This is a genomic window from Chitiniphilus eburneus, assembly GCF_005048205.1.
In the GTDB taxonomy this organism is placed as follows: Bacteria; Pseudomonadota; Gammaproteobacteria; order Burkholderiales; family Chitinibacteraceae; genus Chitiniphilus; species Chitiniphilus eburneus.
Genome location: NZ_SUMF01000048.1, coordinates 1 through 16,101 on the forward strand (window position 1 = coordinate 1; position 16,101 = coordinate 16,101).

Here is a 16,101-nt window from a genome sequence, read left to right on the forward strand (position 1 = left end):
GGCAGCCACGGGCCGCCGGCGATGCGGATCAGCGCGGCGCCCGCGTTGGCGGGGCGTTGCGCGGCGGTGTACCACAGCGCTTCGCCGCCCTGGGCGGTGACGCTGAGCCAGTAGTCGCCGGCCGGCAGATCCAGTGGTTCCGGCCAGCGCGCGCGCAACCAGCCGGCCTGGTCTCCATTGCTCACCGGCACGGCGAGCGCCGGGGCCAGCGGTGAATCGGCGGGTACGCCGGCACGGTCGGCGTGCAGGGTCAGTTGCGCCTGCGGGGCGTTGTCCAGCCGCCGCGCGTACAGGCCGACGGCCGACAGCGCGCGCTGCGCGTCGTCCCAGCGAAAACGCTGCGCCACCCGGAACTCGCCACCCAGGCAGCGCGCTTCCAGCGCCTGCGCCTCAGCCGGTTGCAACACAGTGATCTCGCCCGGGCGTGGGGCGTTCGGGTTTTCGGGTTGCTGCCCCGATCCGCCGCCCGATCCAGAGCCGCCACCCGGCGTTGGCGCAGGGACGTTGGGGACCAGGGTGGCGCTGAAGCTGTCGATCCTGATCTTGCGTGGCGCGGCGGCCAGCAGGCGCAGCGGCACTGCCTGGGTGCCGGGATGGTCGAGCAGATGGCGGTTGGTCAGGCGCGCCAGGCCGCTGATCTCCACCGGGGTGGCCGGCAGCACGCCGGCGTGGCGGAAGAACGGCGGGTCGTCGCCGATGGCCAGCGCCGCGTGGCACGGCTGGTCGGTGACGGTCAGGCTCAGACCGCCGAGCACGGCGCTGTTGGGCACCAGTACTTTCGTTTCGTTTTGCAGGACCAGTACTTCCACCGCCAGCGCACTGGCGGCCTGCGGCACGAAGCTCTGCGCCGTTTTGCTCACCACCAGCGTGTCCAGCGGCGCCAGCGGCAGCCATACGCCATCGCTCAGGATGCGGATGCGCCCGGCGGCGGCGGTGGTATCGGCGGCGAAGGCCAGCCCCACCAGCGCGCGCTCCTCACCCCATTCCGCGCGCATCCAGCGCACGGCGCTGGCGGGGGCGCCGGTGTCGCAGCTCAGGGTGATGCCGCTGGCAGCCTTGCCGGTGGAGTCGCTGGCCTTGATGGTCAGCCGGACGCGGTCCAGCTTGCGCCCCGGCGGCACGATCAGTTGCAGCTCCAGGCCGTCGGGGCCGACGGTGAAGGTGCGACCGGCGGCGTCCTGCTTGTCACTTTGCAGTTGGACGACGGGATCAGCCATGCCGGTGCCGCGTCACGCTGCGCTTTCGGCGGAGGTGCCGTCGCCGGCCAGCAGTTCCTCCAGCACCTGGATGGCGCCGCTGATGCGGTGCAGGGTGTGGGTGACCTCGGCGTGGCGTTGTTCCAGTTCGGCCAGCACCTGCTGGCCCGATTCCAGCTCGCTGCGCAGGGTGGCGAGGCGGGTTTCGATTTGCGACTTCATTGTTGCGTTCCTTGGTTGATGGTGGCCGTGGCGCGGGCGCTCAGCGGCCGAAGGCGATCCAGGTGCCGCCGATGGCGTAGATGTAGGTGTCGCCCCACGACTGGGCCACCAGGCGGAAGCTGCCGGCGCTGACGGTGTCGGCCCAGCAGCGGATGCGCAGGTTGGCGCCCTTGTTGGAATCGAGCACGCTCATCGACACCAGCACCGTCGGCGGCTGGGTGAAGCCGGACAGGCCGATGGTGCGTGTGGCGGTGCCGTTCTTGATCTCGCCGCAATCCCAGGTGCCGCCCTGCACCAGCATGGCGCTGTTCTGCCGGCTGCCGTCGCCGAAGGTCAGGCCGCTACGGGCGGTCAGGTTGCCTTGTGCGATCAACTCGCCCTGGACGTCCAGCTTGCCGTTGCCGCCCCATTCCTTGCCGACGATCACGCCGCTCTTGTTCAGCAGGTAGAGGATTTCGTCGCCGGAGATGTGCAGGCGGCCGGTGGAATGGAACTTGTGGCCGGACTTGAGCTGAAGGTCGCCGTCCACCAACAGGTTGCGGGTGTCGCGGGCGGGATCGCCGCTGACCACCAGGCCGGCCTGCGTCAGCGTCTGCTGCGGTACCTGTGCCACCTGGCTGCTCAGCGTGCCCACGGTGGTGCTGGTACGCGCCAGGTCGCCGTTGGTTTTTTCCAGCGCCGCCCTGGATTGCTCCAGCGCGCTGAAGGCGCGGTCCAGCTCGGCCACCACGTCGCGCGTGCCGATCTTCAGGTTGTCCTTCAGCGCCAGCGAGCGCGCGGCGATGGCGGCGTCGGGGTCGATGCGGCTGCCGTCGATGGCGCCCGCGCGGATGGCCTCGCGCGGGATGGCCTGGCCCAGTGCGGTGTGATCGTGGCCGATGATGTCGGCGCGGGCCAGTACCTGTGCGGTGTTCCAGTCGTCGGCGCGGATGATGTCGCCGGCCGACTTGCGCACGTAGGGCTCGGGGGCGCCGCGTGATGCGGCCTTCAGCTCGGTGGCCTCGCCCAGCGCTTCGGCGGGGGCGCGCGAGAGGATCTTGCGGGTCTCGGCCATGGCTCAGCGGCTCGCCAGTTGGTCGATCTGCGCCTGCTGCGCCTTGATGGCTTCCAGCAGCAGGGGGATCAGGCTCATGTAGCTCATCTGCTTCATGCCATTGGGCCCGTCGCTCACCAACTCCGGCAGCACCTGCTCCACTTCCTGGGCGATCAGGCCCAGGTCACGTTTGCCGTCGCCATCCTTCCACAGGTAGCTCACGCCGCGCAGCTTGCGCACCGTGTCCAGCGGGTTCGCCAGGGTCGCCACGTCTTCCTTCAGGCGCAGGTCGGATGGGGTGCCGAGCCGGGCGCCGTTGATGACGGAGTTGGCCACGTCCAGGTGGATGGCTTTGCTGCGGCTCCAGTCGTAGACATAGAAGTGGTCATCGACGCCCAGGTAGGCCTGGCCGTTGTAGCGGTACAGCACGCCATCGCGCTTGATGTGTTCGCTCAGGTTGTTCTCGAACACGATGCCCTTGGTCACTTCCAGCGAGCCGTTCACCTCCAGCCGATCCCACACGCTGACGCGCCGCGTGCTGCCGTCGTTGCTCTTGTTGCCGATGATCATCAGCGTCTTGTAGGTGCCGATGTCGTTGGAGATCTCGGCCCAGCCGCCGCCGCCGTCCGGCTTGCCGGTCCAGCCGGACGACAGCCGCAACGGCGTGCCGCTGCTGCACAGCAGATCGACGTATTTGGTCTGCAAGGTCATGTTGACCAGGGCGCCGTTGACCAGGCTGACCGGGTGGGCGCTGCGAGTGCCGATGATCATGCCGGCCGGCGCGTTGTAGAAGCCGCTGGTGTGCGCGGTGACGCGGCTGTCCACCGCGCCGGCGCGCACCGACAGCTTGGTGGTGGCGGCGTTATACACATCCAGCACCCGGCCCCAGCCTTCGCTGTTCTCGGCCGCGTCGCTGCCGATGGCAAAATTGCTTTCACGCAGGTAGCTGAGCGTGGTGCCGAGCACCGCGATGTTGCGCTGCTGGCCGCCGTTCTTCTCCAGGCGGAAGAAACGGAACTCCTGCCCGGCGCCGTCCTCGGCATTCATGTGCAGGTTGACGCCGGGGCGGTTGGCATCCACCTGGCGCCAGCCGCCGTCGAAATAGGCGTTGGAGCCGAAGTTGGCCCAGACGCCGTTGCCTTCCTCGATGGTGGTCAGCGTGCGCAGCTTGATCGGGCCGGCCACCTGGGTGGTTTTCAGCTTGCTGGTGCCGTTGACGGTGAGATCGCCGTTGACGGTGAGCGAGCCGCCCACCGTCAGCGTGCCGCCGATGGTGCCGCCGGCGCGGTCGAGTTTGGCATCGATGGTGCTCTTGAGGCTGCTTTCCAGGGTGGAGAAGCGCTGGGCCACTGAGTCGCCGTTGATCTTCAGCTCGGGCACCTTCAACTCACCGGTGAGAGTGAGATTGGTCAGCAGGCCGCTGGTGCCGGCATCCAGCCGCGCTGCGTCGATGCGCTGGGTGCGCACGGCTTCGATGTCGGCGCGGGCCAACACCTGCATTTCGTTCCAGTCCGCGGCGAGCATGATGTCGCCGGGGTCTTTCTTGATGTAGGGGGCGGGACGATCGGCCATCAGAAAATCACCTCCCAGGTGAGGGTCAGTTCCAGGTTGCCGGAGCGGTTGATCGGCGGGAACGTGACGCGGTTGTAGAGCACGGTCTGCTGGTTGGACAACGTGATGATGATGCCGGCCTCCTGTAGCGCCTGGACTTCGCCGGCGCTGCCGCGCGCAGGCAGGGTGGCCTGCACCGTGGCCTGCACCCGCGGCGGGGCCTCGCCCACGGTAGCAGCGGCGCCCAGCGCCGGAACGGTGGCGTCGGCAATGTCCAACTGTTCGAGCAGGGCAGTCTGCCCGGGCTCGGTTTCCTTGCCGCTGCCGCCGACGGCGATCTGCAACCGCCCTGGCGAGGCGCCGCCGGTCATCAGTTGCGCCAGTGCCAGCCGGCCGGCGGTGGTGATCAGGTTGTTCACCCGGCGCTCCTCGACGATGCGCCCGTCCAGGTCGCGCACCACGATGCCCAGGACGCCGCCCAGGCCATTCACTTCTCGTAACGCGGTCATCTTGTGGTTTCTCCAGATTGTTTCAGCAGTGGGAGCCGGCTCCAGTCGAAGCAGGTGGCGTCCCACACCGCGTCGAAGGCCAGCCGACCTTCGTCCAGTACATGGGTGTCGGCCAGCGGCTGGTTGGCGGTGATGGCGAGCCGGCCTTCGCCCGGGTCTTGGTCTTCGCGCCCGCTCATGCGCGCGGCCAGCGCGAACTGGCTGTCGTCGCTGTCGTGCTCCTCGCGGTATGGCAGCACCGGGAAATCGATCAGCGCGCGCACCCCGGCGGCACGGGCGCGTTCGATGTCCTGGCGCATCAGGGTCACGGCGCCGCGCAACTCGGCGTCGGTGACCCAGCCGTTCTTGGGGATGCGCAGGCGGAAGGTGGCGGGCGCGCGCACCACCCATTCCAGTTGCAGCTTGAGCGGGGGCTTGGCGGCGGAATCGCCGCCGTCCTCGGCGGTGGTGTCGGTCTGCGTCAGCGATTGCAGCAGCAATGACAGGAAGCTCTGGTCCGATTGCGCCAGGTCGCGGTCGATCAGCGCGAAGCGGGTGCCATCCTTGTCCTTGCTGTCTGCGAACACCGACAGGTGGGCGCTCTCCGTGGCGTCGGCGAATTCGGCATCCGGCTTGGCGAAGGTGAGCAGCATCAGCGCGTTGTCGCCGTTCAGCAGTAGCGGGGTGCGCACCGCCTGGTCCAGCACGCCGCAGCGCAAGGCTTCGTCACGGCCGCCCCCAAAGCGCGAGTTGTCGGCGTCGAAGCGGTTGCCCCACAAGTAGAAGATGTCGCCGCTGACGTCGCGCTCGGGCTTGTTCTCCATGGTGACCAGTGCCCGCCCGCCGGGGTACGGCTCGAGCCAGCGGTGGTGGTTGGCGGCGCCGTTGCTGTCGTAGGCGGCGAGGTCCAGCCCGAGATGGTCCGGGTACAGGTGCAGCGTTTCGCCGGGCTTGAGCGTACCGGCATAGAGCGTGATCTCGCCGGTGGTGCGGCTCTGGATCGCCGGGTAGGCGATGGGGCGCTCGGTGGCGGTCAGGCGCAGCACCGGGCGGTCGGCCAACTGGCTGGCGCTGGTCACGTTGAACACGCGGCGCAGCCGGGGCGCCGGCTCGTAGTGATCGCGGTCGAGCACCGGGTTGTCGGTGAGCCACGCTTCCAGCACCTGCTGGCCCTCGGCGCGGCAGGGCGTGCCCGGCGCGGTGCCGGCACAGTGCGGGCAGCGCTTGCGGGTGCCGGGCGGCATGCCCAGCGCCACCAGGGTGTCGCCACGGCGGTACATGTCCAGGCTGGGTTCGGCGCCGAGGTTGGCGATGGCCAGCGCCAGCAGCGCGCGCGGCGTGGTGATGCCGCCGGTGAGCAGCGGTGCGGTCAGTTGCAGGCGGCGGCGATAGGCTTCGCCTTCTTCCGGGCGCAGCAGCGTGGCGAAGCGCTGCAATGGCGCGGGGTCGTCGCTGGTGGGTTGGACGTGCAGCGTCTCGTCGAGCGTGGCGTGATCGAAGCGCAGCCCGGGGAACAGGTCGGTCAGCAGCGACAGCCCGTGCGAGTGGGCTTCGGGATCGTTCGGGTTCCAACTGGCGCCCAGCAGGCTGTGCAGGGTGTCGTCCAGGTGGCGTGGGGTGGCGAAGCGCAGGTGCAGGCCGTATTCGTCGGTATCCACGCTGCGCGGAGCCAGCCGGGCCGGCAGGCGGTACACCTGGAGCAGATGCCCCAGGCGTTCCAGCGCGCTGTCTTCGTCCGGCAGGCGCTCGCCGGTGGCCATGGCGCTCCAGCGGTCGTACAGCACCCGGGTCATGTCGCTGTCCAGCCGGGCCAGCGCACCCGCCATGCCGGCGATCACCGCGCCCACGGCGCTATCGGCCGGCTGCGCGGTGAAGATACGCGGCAGCAGGTCGAGCAGGCGTTGGCGGCGCAGGGCGAGGCTAGGGTGTGTCATCAATGGCTTCCCGATAGTGCTGGGCCGAAAAAACGCCATCCACCGCGCTGTACTCCTTACCAATATCCGGGCGGCGACGGTGCCCGATCAGGTGACGACGTACCCTAGACATCCTGGCCCACCACCCATTGCACGGGTTCGAGCAGCAGTTGCTCGCGGTTGCCGAAGCTGTCGCTACGGTCGTTGGCCTGCAATACCTCTGGCTTGCCGTTGCCCAGTTCGATGGCGCGGCCGTCGCGGTCGTGGGTCACGGTGATGCGGATTTCCAGCAGGGCGTTGGCGACGTCGGCCTTGAGCAGGTCGGTTGCCAGCCGGGCGCTGCTGAGCTGGCCGGCCTGCTGCTCCTGGATGGTCTTGTTGACTTGTTCCACCGACTGGCGCAGCGCGTTTTCCAGCGCGGCGCGGGTGGCCGGCGGCACCTCGTTGTCGGTGCCCTTGGCGGTCAGCCGTACCGCCAGGCGCGCCCGGACCGCGGACGGTTCCAGGCTGAGGCGCGGCGGCAGTGTCGACAGGTCGAGCAGCACCCGCCCCAGCAGCCCGGGCGAGATGTCGCCCTTGTCGACCAGGTAGCGCTCGGTGTTGGCGACCAGCTTGCCGTCCTCGCCGTAGGCATAGGGCGTCAGCAGCGGCAGCGTGCCGGTGGGCTCGACGCCGATCACCGCCTCATGGCCGGTGAGGATGGCGCGAATCTTCGCTTCGCGCAGGGTGGCGCCGATCGGCAACTGGCCGACGTAATCCGCCAGTTGCTGGGTCAGCGTGGCCTCAATGGCCTTGCGCTCGCGCTCGTCGCGCTGGCTGTCCACTTCCAGTGTGGCAGTGATCTGGGCATAAACGGTGATCGCGCGCTCGCACCGCGCGAAGATACCGGCTGGCCGGACCGCTTCGATGCGGTTGCGCGCCTCTTCGAACACCGGGTCGGGGATTTCGGCATCGCCCAGCACCACGGTCATCATGCCGGGCTGCCCGCCCGGTTGTTCGATGATGTGCACTTCGGCGATGCCGGCCGAGCGCGCGGCTTCCTCGATGGCCGACACGGTGCCAGTGTTGGCTGCGCGCACCAGGCCCTGTGCGCGCAGCCGCAGCTCGGCGTCGGTTTCCTCGCGCTGGCGTCGCAACAGATCGCCTGGGTTGCGCACGCTTTCGATGCCGGCGATGGGCCGCGGCATCACGTTGAGCTGGTCGGCGACCACCGGCTTGTCGAAGGTCTCCTGCGCACGGATGCCCACGCTGACGGCGCGTTCGCCACGCGCCAGCACGGCGGGTTCGATGGTGGCGCATGGCGGCGCATCGCGGCCGGCCACCAGCGTGCCGGCCGGGATATGGATGTCCTCTGGTGCCGGGGTCAGCCGGCTGAACAGTGCCACGCCTTCCAGGTAGCCGCCGCGGCGGCGCTTCAGGCCCAGCAGTGCCACCACGTTGTCCAGTGAGCCGCCCTCGGCGGTTTCCAGGTAGGCGTTGCGGTAGACGTGGTCCAGTTGCTCGTAGCACACCGCCAGCTCGCGGGCGAATGCCTCGGCCAGCGTGCGTACCACGCTGCCTTCGGTGGCATCGGTCAGCGGTTGCCGCCCGCCGCCGCCCGAGGCGATGTCGGTCAGCAGGTCGGTGGCGACCCTGGCGAAGTTCTTTTTCAGGAACGGCTCGTCAAGCGGCATCGAAGGTCACCTCCAGTTGTGCCATCTCGCCGTCGCCGGCCAGTACCTGCGCCACCACCTCGACGCTGTCGCGGCGTGTGCCCGCGGCGTGCACGGATACCGATACCACCTCGGCCACGCGCGGGTCCTGCATCAGCGTCTGCCGCACGTAGCGGCGCATCAGTTCCAGATTGGGCCGATCCAGCGGCTCGCCCAGCAGATCGCGGATACGGCTGCCGTAGCGCGGATGCCCCAGCCCGCCCAGCTCGCCGCGATCGACCAGCAGCCGCAGCGCCAGCGCTTGCACCAGGTTGTCGATGCCGCTGACGGTTTCCAGATCCTGCATGCCCACCGCCAGGTCGGCATCCTCGCCGCGCCGCCCGAAGGTCAGTCGCAGATCGGTGCCGTAGGGGTCGTGTGTCACCACGATGCTGTTTCCTCGTTTGAACCGATTGTGAACATCAGCCGGTGTTCGGCATTCACTTGCCGAAGCCATACCGCTGCCTCAGTACGTTCGGCCTGATCAAAGACCGGGCCCGCATGGCCTGCAACCAAGTTGTTCTTTTCCAGCCACGCATCCACCCCAGCCGCCCCAACCGGGCTTGCGAAAGCAGCCATCGAGCAACGCGAGGCTCCCTCGCGGCGGCGAGGGCGGGGGGAGTGGAATCGAGTAAGGAGAGCCGTGGCTGGCATCCCCCTGCTGGTTAGCGCCCGGCTTTGCCGGGGGCTCGATGCCGAATCGTCTGCAACTGGCGTTGGCAAATTCATAGGCCGGCTCGTCACATCAGCCTCCCAGGCCCGGCACTCGCTCCAGGCGGGCAGGGGATGCCGGGCGAGACCATCGCCATCGTGGCGAACTGCGTCAGCGCCAGATCGACCGTATTGGCCATCGCCTGCGCCAGATCGGGTGCGTTTTCGCCGCGCAGGCCATCGCGCTGTAGAAAGCCCTTGGCGGCACCTTCCACCGACGATGCCAGCGGCACCGGTTGCAACAGGCCCGGCGCGCTGGTGGCGAAACCAGCTACCGCGATGCCGGGCATCACCATGCTCTGCGCGGTAAAGAGCTGGATGCCCTGGGCAATGGTGGCGGCCATGCTGCGCGCCAGCCCGGGGGCGTCCTCGCCCTTGATGCCCTGCGCTGTCAGTTGCGCGTTGCACAGCCCTTCCAGTTGCGCCGCCATCGGCCCACCGGCGGGCGGCGGCATCAGCCGGCCCGGCCCCGATGTGGCGCCAGCACCGGCCGGCGGTACCACGGCTGCCGGAATGCCGGGCATTACCATCGCCTGCGACAAAAACATCGTCAGCGCCTGCGCGGTGGCGTTGGCCAGGGCTTTCGCCAGCCCGGGCGCATCCTCGCCCTGGAGCGCGGCGGCGCGCACCATGCCGTCGGCGACGGATTCGAGCTGAGAGGCTTGCGGCGCGGGCATGGGGACTAGACCGTGAGGTGTGAGGAGTGAGGCGTGAGGGTACGGATGTGAGGCGTGAGGGGTGAGGGGTGAGGGGTAAAGGCAACCCCACGCCCATGCCCATCGGCATCCCGCCATTCGTATCCCACCATCGAAAAAACTGCTTCCACCTTCATCTCCCAGACTCCACGCTGTTGCACCTCACACCTCACACCTCACACCTCACACCTCACCCCTTCGCCTTGACCGTTTGCGACGGCACCAGCGGTTTGCCGGTGAAATAGCACTTGTGGCTGGCCTCGGTGATCACGCCGGCGCCGCCGGTACCCAGGTCGATGTTGCCGGAGGCGTCGATGGTGCAGTCGCCGCACTTGATGGTGGCGTTGCCCTTTACCTCGATCTGGATGTCGGCCTCGCCGGCCACTTCCACATTGCCGTCCTTCTTCACCGTGACCACGGTCTTGCCGGCGGTTACGACGAACGATTCTTCCTTGTCGATCGCGATGTGCGTCGCGCCTTCCAGCGGCGAATGCACCCGCCATTCGTTCTCGTCGAACAGCGGAGGTGTGGCATTTTCCGAATACAGCCGGCCGATCACCACGGCACGGTTGGGGTCGCCGCCGACGTAGGTCAGCAGCACCAGGTCGCCCACCGCGGGACAGCTCGCCATGCCGATGTGCGGCGTGGCGATGGGCACCTTGCGCAATTCCAGGTCGGATTCGCGCAGCTTGACGTTGCACTCGTAGTGGTGGACATCGCCGGCGTCGGTATGCGGGAACACGCTGGTCACTACGCCCAGGTCGCCCAGGCGCAGGTTGCGCAATTCGTCGCGCACCACGGCGCGGATGACGGCTATCGGATCGCTCACGTTCAAACCTTGTCGGATCGGTGCCCCGGCACCGCGTCGCGGCGCCGGGGCGGTACGTCGATTACTTCTTCTTGCCGGCGGCCGGCGACGGCGCGGCTTCCGGGTCGGCCTTGTAGCGCTTGGCGCGTTTCAGGCTCTGGGTTTCGGTATCCAGGTGCAGCAGGCGGTTCAGCGTGGCCTTGTCCAGCTTGCCGTTCGCTTCCAGGCCGTTGATGGTCTGGAACGACTTCAGGCGCTCGGTGAACTTGTCGGAGAACACCTTGCGGTCCAGCCCGGTGGGCACGGGGTAGCCCAGGCCGTCGAGGATGGTGTTGGCCTCGGCGATGTCCACGCCGGCCTTGTCGCCGTTGAACAGCAGCTCGAATACGGTTTCCTGGTTGGCTTCGTCGCCCCACTTGCCCAGGCTGCGCTGCGGCAGGCTGGCGTTGTCGGCCTGCCACACGCGGCGCGAGCCCAGCGCGGTGAGCACGGCTTCGGATGGCGTGGCGCCCTTGCCGAAGTTCTGCACCTTGAAGGTGGTGCCCAGACCCCATTGCAGCAGGCGCAGCTTGCCAGTGGTGTCGATCTCGATATGGTCGGTGGTGGTGGCATCGACGGCGTCATCGGCGGGCTTGAGGTCGATGGCCAGCAGCTTGTACAACTCGCGGCCGATCACTTCCAGGTCTTCCGGCTCCGGCACCTTGTCGGCGATCTTGACGATCTGGTCCACCACCCCGGCCACCGAGCCGATGGGCGAATCGGCGCTCGGTTCCTGGCCGATGGCCAGTTCCAGTGCGTTGATGAACTCCTTGCTGGTGGCCTTCTTGACGAATTCGGCCGATACCTCGACCAGTGCCTTGGCGGCATCGCCCTGGATCAGCAGGTCGGTGGCGTCCAGCGCGAAGCGCTGCATGTAGCCCAGCGCGGTGACCAGGCCGCCGGCCATCGTGGTGACCACACTGGCGATGGTGTCTTCCTTGAAGTCGCGCACGCGCACGATGCGCACCCAGCGCGGCGCCTTGTTCGGCGCCTTGCTCGCCTCGAGCGAGACACGCACCGCTTCCAGCAGCAGTGCCAGCGCGCGGAACGGGTTGTCGGGGCGGTCGCCCGGAGCGGGAGTCGGGACGGTGGGCGCGGGAACGGCGGGAGAGTTTTCGGGCATGGTCGGAACTCCTCAGGAAGTAGGGGCTGCCGCATCGGCGGCGGGTGGGGGGGCTTTCAGGTCGACGATGGCCTGGGTGAACGCCTTGAGCGACGTCACCAGTCCCGTCCATTGCTCGGGCGCCATCAGTTCGACGACGCCCTCGGCAAATTCCAATCCTTGATCCAGCGCGTCGGACACGCTGCGAAAGCTCTGGGTGATGGTGCGCACCGCCTGGTTGGCCTCGGCGGGTTGCAGCTCGGCGGCGCGATCCGGCGGCAGGGTCTGTACCCAGTTGGCGATGCCCTCGGTGACGTCGGCCAGGCCGTTCACCAGCGGCGGCACCGGGCCGGCCATCGCCACCAGCGCGTCGGCGCCGATGGCCATGCGCTGGAGCGGCTCTGCGCCGGCACACACCTGGTCGAACAGGCTCTTGGCGCGGTCGACCAGTTGCACCAGTTGGTCGGTAACGCCCAGGTCGCGTGCGATGTTGGGAATCTCGCGCATGGTGCTGGTGCGCAGCAGCGCGGTCAGCGCATCGACCAGTTCCCGCAGATCGCGCACGATGTCGGCCGGCGTGCTCATTTGCGTTCTCCGCGCACGATGCGATCCAGCCCTTCGGGCAGCTTCAGGTCCTTCAGGTCACCGACCAGCTTGCCGGCTTTATCGGCCACCTTCTTCAGCGCGGAGAGGAACTCCAGGCCACCGCTGAAGGCTTTGATCAGGGAACCGAACTTCTGGTCGAGCGGCTTGAATTTCTCCAGCAGCGTAGCGCCTTCGTCGATGAATTTGGTCAGCATCTGACCCAGCTTGCCGGCCTTGCCCAGCGCGTCGAACAGGCCGGATGCCTTCTCGGGGTCGAGCGTGCTGACGGCATCGATCATCTCGCCCAACTGGCCACCAGCCAGGGTGTCGAGGTTGTCGCCGATGGCCGCGCCCAGGGCTTCCGGATCCAGGTTGTGGATCAGGTCGGGGTTGTCCAGCAGCGCCTGGGTCAGCGAGCCCGGGTCCTGCAATACACCAGCCGCGCCCAGTGCGCCGTCGCTCCACGACGCGGCGTCGCCGGCGATGTCCTGGTTCACCGGGGCCAGCGCGGCATCCATCGACTGCGGCGGCTCGACGTGCTCGCGCAGGCGCATGCTGAAGCGGTAGCGGTCGGGATAACCGGCCACCTGGCGCACACGGAAATCCTCGATCACCACGTCGGTGAGGTCGCTGCCCACGGCAATGTCGGCGGCAAACGATTGCGGCTGCGCCTTGGCGTGCGCTACCCGCAGCGTTTCCAGTGTGCTGAGCACTTCCTCGCCGAACAGCAGCCCGTCCACCACCACGGTGACGGGCTCGCGCCCCAGGTCCTGGAACACGCTGCCCTGTTGTTCGGGAACGCGCTGCTCCACCAGCGTGCGGGCTTCCTCGGTGTGCAGGTTCTGCACACCCTTCAATTCGATCTTGCCGATGCGCACCATGTCAGCCTCCGTGCCGGGCTAGGGCGTATCGACCGAACGCGCGCGCGCCGTGCGGTGTCAGGGGGCGAGGGCGAAGGAGGGCGCGCATCAGAAGCCGATCCTGGTGACCAGGCCGCGCGCACGGTCCAGCGTGTGGCGTACCCGGCGTACCCGCAGCGTGGCGCCACCGGCCAGCAGCCGAGCCGCTGGATGATTGCTGGGCAGCTTGTCCAGCGTCACGGTGTCGCCAGGGCGCACCGCCGGGGTGGCGAACACATCCAGGTGGCCGCGTACCGTGCGTTCCGCCAGAGCGCGGGTGCAATAGTCGGCGGCGGCTTGCGCCGCGTCGCCGCTGCGCAACGCGCCGTCGATCAGTTGCAATGGGGTCTGACCCAGCTTGCCGCTGGTGGCGCCGCTGGCGCCCAGCGCAGCCTTGCCCTGTACGCCGGCCAGGTCCGTGCTCAGCCAGTGCGCCTTGTCGGCACCCTTGGCGCTGGCCGCGCCCTCGCCCCAGACCTCGACGCTGTCGTAGGCCGGCGTGGCCGGTTGCAAGGCCAGCGCGATCACGGTTTCGCCGTACTGGAAGCGATGGCTGGCACCGCTGGTGTCCGGGCCGGGCACCTGTACCTTGCCGCCGCCATCGCAGTACAGCGCCGCACCGCACAGGCCGGCGAGTTTTTGCAGGTGCGCCAGTACCGACGGGCCGGCATGCACCGCGTACTGCGCCAAATCGGGGCCAGGGGCGACATCGCCCGCCTTGGCGCCGGCCTTCTGGAGCAGATCCTTGATCACGAAATCGGCGCTGACGCTGTCGTAGAACGACGCCACGCGGGTGCGCGCCAGCGTGGCCAGCGCGTCCCAGGCGTCGATGCGCTCGCTGGCGGCGCCGATGCGCACCTGGCCGGCCTCGCCCGTGAACACTTCGACCGCGCCCGCACCGACATCCAGGCTGATGCTGACCGGTGCGCCGGCTTCGACCGGGGCGCCTTCGGCGGCGGCGAACTCCACCGTGCACAGCCCACCGGCGCTATCCAGGTCGATCTCTACCATCAGGTTCAGCAACTGGCGGTCGCCGGCATCGCGGCCGCTGCTGGCGCGGTAGTCGCCAGCCTTCACCGTGTAGCCGGTGCCGGGGCGCGGGCTCATACGTCCAGCCCCTGACGCCGCGCGGCGTCGCGCAGCAGTTCGGTCAACGCGTCGCGCAGCGCTTGCGGATCGTCGACCAGCGCGCCGCCGCCGCTGCTCATCGCCACGTTGACGTTGAAATGGTTGGCCACGCGCGGCGCCTCGCCGCCGTCGCTGGCCGGCGTTGCCGCGTCGTCGCCCTGCCAGCCTGCTTCGTTGGCCACCGGGACATTCACCCGTTGCGGCGCAGGGTAGTCGTTGGCGGCCCGGGCGCCGGCGAATGCCGACGGTTCCGCCAATGCGCCGACGGTGGCGGCGTAGGCGCGGTCGAGCACCGGCTCCACCGCCTGCCCGACCTGGCGCAAGGCGTGGTGGGCGGCACGGCTGAGTTGCGTCGGCGCGGGCTGGGTATCGAATTGCGCCACTTCGGCTGCGGTCGGGGCGCTGGCGGGCGCGTTGAGGCGGCGCAGCCGAGCCACGCCTTGTTGCGAAGCCGGACGCTGAGCCGGTTGTGCCGGAGCATCCGCGCCAGCATAAGGCGCGGCGATGACGATGGGTTGGGTGGCGGCCATCGTCGGCATCGCCGGCTGTTGCTGCATTGGCTTGCCGCGCCATGCCGGCGTGACCAATGCAGGTGGCTGCTGCGCAACATTGAGGCGTTCGGGCACGCTGGCTGGCGCGGCAAGACGGCGCAGCCTGGCCGGGCCGGTTGGCGGCAGTGCCGGCACCAGCGGGCCGGGCAATAGCACGGTGGGCGACAGCACCTGCGGCCAGTCGGTTTCGATGGCGGCGAACGACAGCGAGCGGTAGTTCAGCCGCACTGGCACGGCGGCCTGGCCTGCGGCGGCGGTTGCCTCGGCGGCGGGCGGCGCGGCGTGGCCGGCTTGGGCGCTGTTGATGGCTGCTGCGCCGGTGGCTGCGGTGGCGATCCCGGCTGCGGCTGTATGGATGTCGGCGCGCAGGCTGACAGTGGCGGGTTGCGACGGTGCTGCGATGCGTTGGGCGCTCGATCCGGCGCGTGGCAGCGGATCGACTGTGCTGGCTGGTGCGGTCGCCAGTATGGGTGCGGTGACATGCATTCCGGTCGAGTTCGACGGCGCGACCATCGGTTCAGCGGCTGCATGCTGGCTTGCTGCCGAGCGCACGCCGGACTGGCGTGCGGGTGCGGTGGCGGTGGGTACGGCGGCTTCGTCGTCGCGGGTGATTTCAGCGGCGGCTTCGGCGTGGACGTTCGGCTCGAACGCCAGGCCGAGTTGTTGGCTGGCTTCGTGCAGCGAACGCAGTAGCGGGCGCAGCAGGCGGGCGCCGAGTTGTTCGACTTCCAGGGTCACGGCGCATCGTCCTCGAACTGGATGACGAAGGCGTCGGGGTGGTCGGCCAGACGCGGGCGGCGCAGCGCGGCGGCCGGGGCGGGGCGGGCGGCGGTCGTGGGCGGTGTTTCGCTCAGCGCCAGCAATTGCAGTACGCGCTCGATCTCGGCGGCGGGGGCGGCCCAGACCTGGCTTGGCGTCCAGCCCAGTGCGCGACAGGCGCGCAGCGTGCGTTGCGCCGTTTCGCGGGCGGCGGGGCCGGCGCCCAGCAGGGTGCGGTCCTCGGGGTCGACCACGTTGAGCGCGACCGCGGCATTGAGCAGCCGTTGCGTCGCGGCGGCGTGCAGCGTATCCGGGACAGGTTCGCGCAGCGTGGCGCGTGCCATGCGGTCCAGGTAGCCCACGGCATCGAACCAGACGCCTTCGGCATCTTCGCCGACTAGGCATTCGCCCAGCGCCTGGGCACGCTGGCCTTCGGTCCAAGGCGCGAGTTGCGCCGGTATGCCGTCCAGGTCGATGCGGCCATCGCGCAGTTCGGTTTCGGACGCGGTATCGGCGCCGCTGGCCCACCACAGCGCCAGGGCGAGACAGGCATCGCGCGCCGCATCGGGCAGGTTGCCGGTGGCCAGCACCGCTGCGGCCAGCCGACGGTTGTCCAGCGCCGCGCCGTCGCCATCCACCGTCACGCACTCGCGCAGCGCGGCGAGATGCTGGCGGTAGGTCCACGGCGGCAGCGTCCAGCGCCAACGGCGGACCCGACCCTGGTGGAAAT

Annotated in this window: 17 protein-coding genes; all 17 read right to left on the reverse strand. The window is 69.0% G+C overall.

Annotated features, from left to right (window positions below; genetic code table 11):
* Positions 1-1,217: hypothetical protein (locus FAZ21_RS19260; RefSeq protein WP_136775057.1), on the reverse strand; the 1,217-nt coding region annotated here is incomplete at its 3' end.
* A 12-nt stretch (positions 1,218-1,229) separates the two neighbouring features.
* The gene (locus FAZ21_RS19265; protein WP_136775058.1) at positions 1,230-1,418 is read right to left on the reverse strand and encodes a hypothetical protein; all 189 of its coding nucleotides are present in this window, start codon (positions 1,416-1,418) and stop codon (positions 1,230-1,232) included.
* Between the two features lie 40 nt (positions 1,419-1,458).
* Positions 1,459-2,472: an H-type lectin domain-containing protein gene (locus tag FAZ21_RS19270; RefSeq protein ID WP_136775059.1), complete on the reverse strand. Its 1,014-nt coding sequence runs from the start codon at positions 2,470-2,472 to the stop codon at positions 1,459-1,461.
* 3 nt (positions 2,473-2,475) lie between these two features.
* On the reverse strand, positions 2,476-4,023 hold the full coding sequence (locus FAZ21_RS19275) for a tail fiber domain-containing protein (RefSeq protein ID WP_136775060.1): 1,548 nt from the start codon (positions 4,021-4,023) through the stop codon (positions 2,476-2,478).
* Positions 4,023-4,511 (reverse strand): hypothetical protein, encoded by a 489-nt coding sequence (locus FAZ21_RS19280; RefSeq protein WP_136775061.1) that lies wholly within the window; start codon positions 4,509-4,511, stop codon positions 4,023-4,025. Before FAZ21_RS19280 ends, FAZ21_RS19275 begins: the two co-directional genes overlap by 1 nt.
* Positions 4,508-6,424 (reverse strand): hypothetical protein, encoded by a 1,917-nt coding sequence (locus FAZ21_RS19285; protein ID WP_136775062.1) that lies wholly within the window; start codon positions 6,422-6,424, stop codon positions 4,508-4,510. Before FAZ21_RS19285 ends, FAZ21_RS19280 begins: the two co-directional genes overlap by 4 nt.
* A 104-nt stretch (positions 6,425-6,528) precedes the next feature.
* Positions 6,529-8,076: a baseplate J/gp47 family protein gene (locus tag FAZ21_RS19290; protein ID WP_136775063.1), complete on the reverse strand. Its 1,548-nt coding sequence runs from the start codon at positions 8,074-8,076 to the stop codon at positions 6,529-6,531.
* The gene (locus FAZ21_RS19295; protein WP_136775064.1) at positions 8,066-8,482 is read right to left on the reverse strand and encodes a contractile injection system sheath initiator; all 417 of its coding nucleotides are present in this window, start codon (positions 8,480-8,482) and stop codon (positions 8,066-8,068) included. The genes FAZ21_RS19290 and FAZ21_RS19295 overlap by 11 nt, the downstream gene beginning before the upstream one ends.
* Positions 8,476-8,673 (reverse strand): hypothetical protein, encoded by a 198-nt coding sequence (locus FAZ21_RS19300; protein ID WP_136775065.1) that lies wholly within the window; start codon positions 8,671-8,673, stop codon positions 8,476-8,478. Before FAZ21_RS19300 ends, FAZ21_RS19295 begins: the two co-directional genes overlap by 7 nt.
* A 161-nt stretch (positions 8,674-8,834) precedes the next feature.
* Positions 8,835-9,482, reverse strand: coding sequence for a hypothetical protein (locus tag FAZ21_RS19305; protein ID WP_246038789.1), 648 nt, complete (start codon positions 9,480-9,482; stop codon positions 8,835-8,837).
* A gap of 208 nt (positions 9,483-9,690) precedes the next feature.
* Positions 9,691-10,329 (reverse strand): phage baseplate assembly protein V, encoded by a 639-nt coding sequence (locus tag FAZ21_RS19310; RefSeq protein WP_136775066.1) that lies wholly within the window; start codon positions 10,327-10,329, stop codon positions 9,691-9,693.
* Positions 10,330-10,390: 61 nt separating this feature from the next.
* The gene (locus FAZ21_RS19315; RefSeq protein ID WP_136775067.1) at positions 10,391-11,470 is read right to left on the reverse strand and encodes a peptidoglycan-binding domain-containing protein; all 1,080 of its coding nucleotides are present in this window, start codon (positions 11,468-11,470) and stop codon (positions 10,391-10,393) included.
* A gap of 12 nt (positions 11,471-11,482) precedes the next feature.
* Positions 11,483-12,034 (reverse strand): hypothetical protein, encoded by a 552-nt coding sequence (locus tag FAZ21_RS19320; protein WP_136775068.1) that lies wholly within the window; start codon positions 12,032-12,034, stop codon positions 11,483-11,485.
* Positions 12,031-12,915 (reverse strand): hypothetical protein, encoded by an 885-nt coding sequence (locus FAZ21_RS19325; RefSeq protein WP_136775069.1) that lies wholly within the window; start codon positions 12,913-12,915, stop codon positions 12,031-12,033. The genes FAZ21_RS19320 and FAZ21_RS19325 overlap by 4 nt, the downstream gene beginning before the upstream one ends.
* A gap of 87 nt (positions 12,916-13,002) precedes the next feature.
* Positions 13,003-14,040: a hypothetical protein gene (locus tag FAZ21_RS19330; RefSeq protein WP_136775070.1), complete on the reverse strand. Its 1,038-nt coding sequence runs from the start codon at positions 14,038-14,040 to the stop codon at positions 13,003-13,005.
* Complete coding sequence (locus FAZ21_RS19335; protein WP_136775071.1) at positions 14,037-15,350, reverse strand: hypothetical protein; 1,314 nt, start codon at positions 15,348-15,350, stop codon at positions 14,037-14,039. Before FAZ21_RS19335 ends, FAZ21_RS19330 begins: the two co-directional genes overlap by 4 nt.
* On the reverse strand, positions 15,347-16,101 hold a 755-nt coding region (locus FAZ21_RS20470; protein ID WP_169307507.1), incomplete at its 5' end, for a hypothetical protein. The genes FAZ21_RS19335 and FAZ21_RS20470, both read right to left, overlap by 4 nt.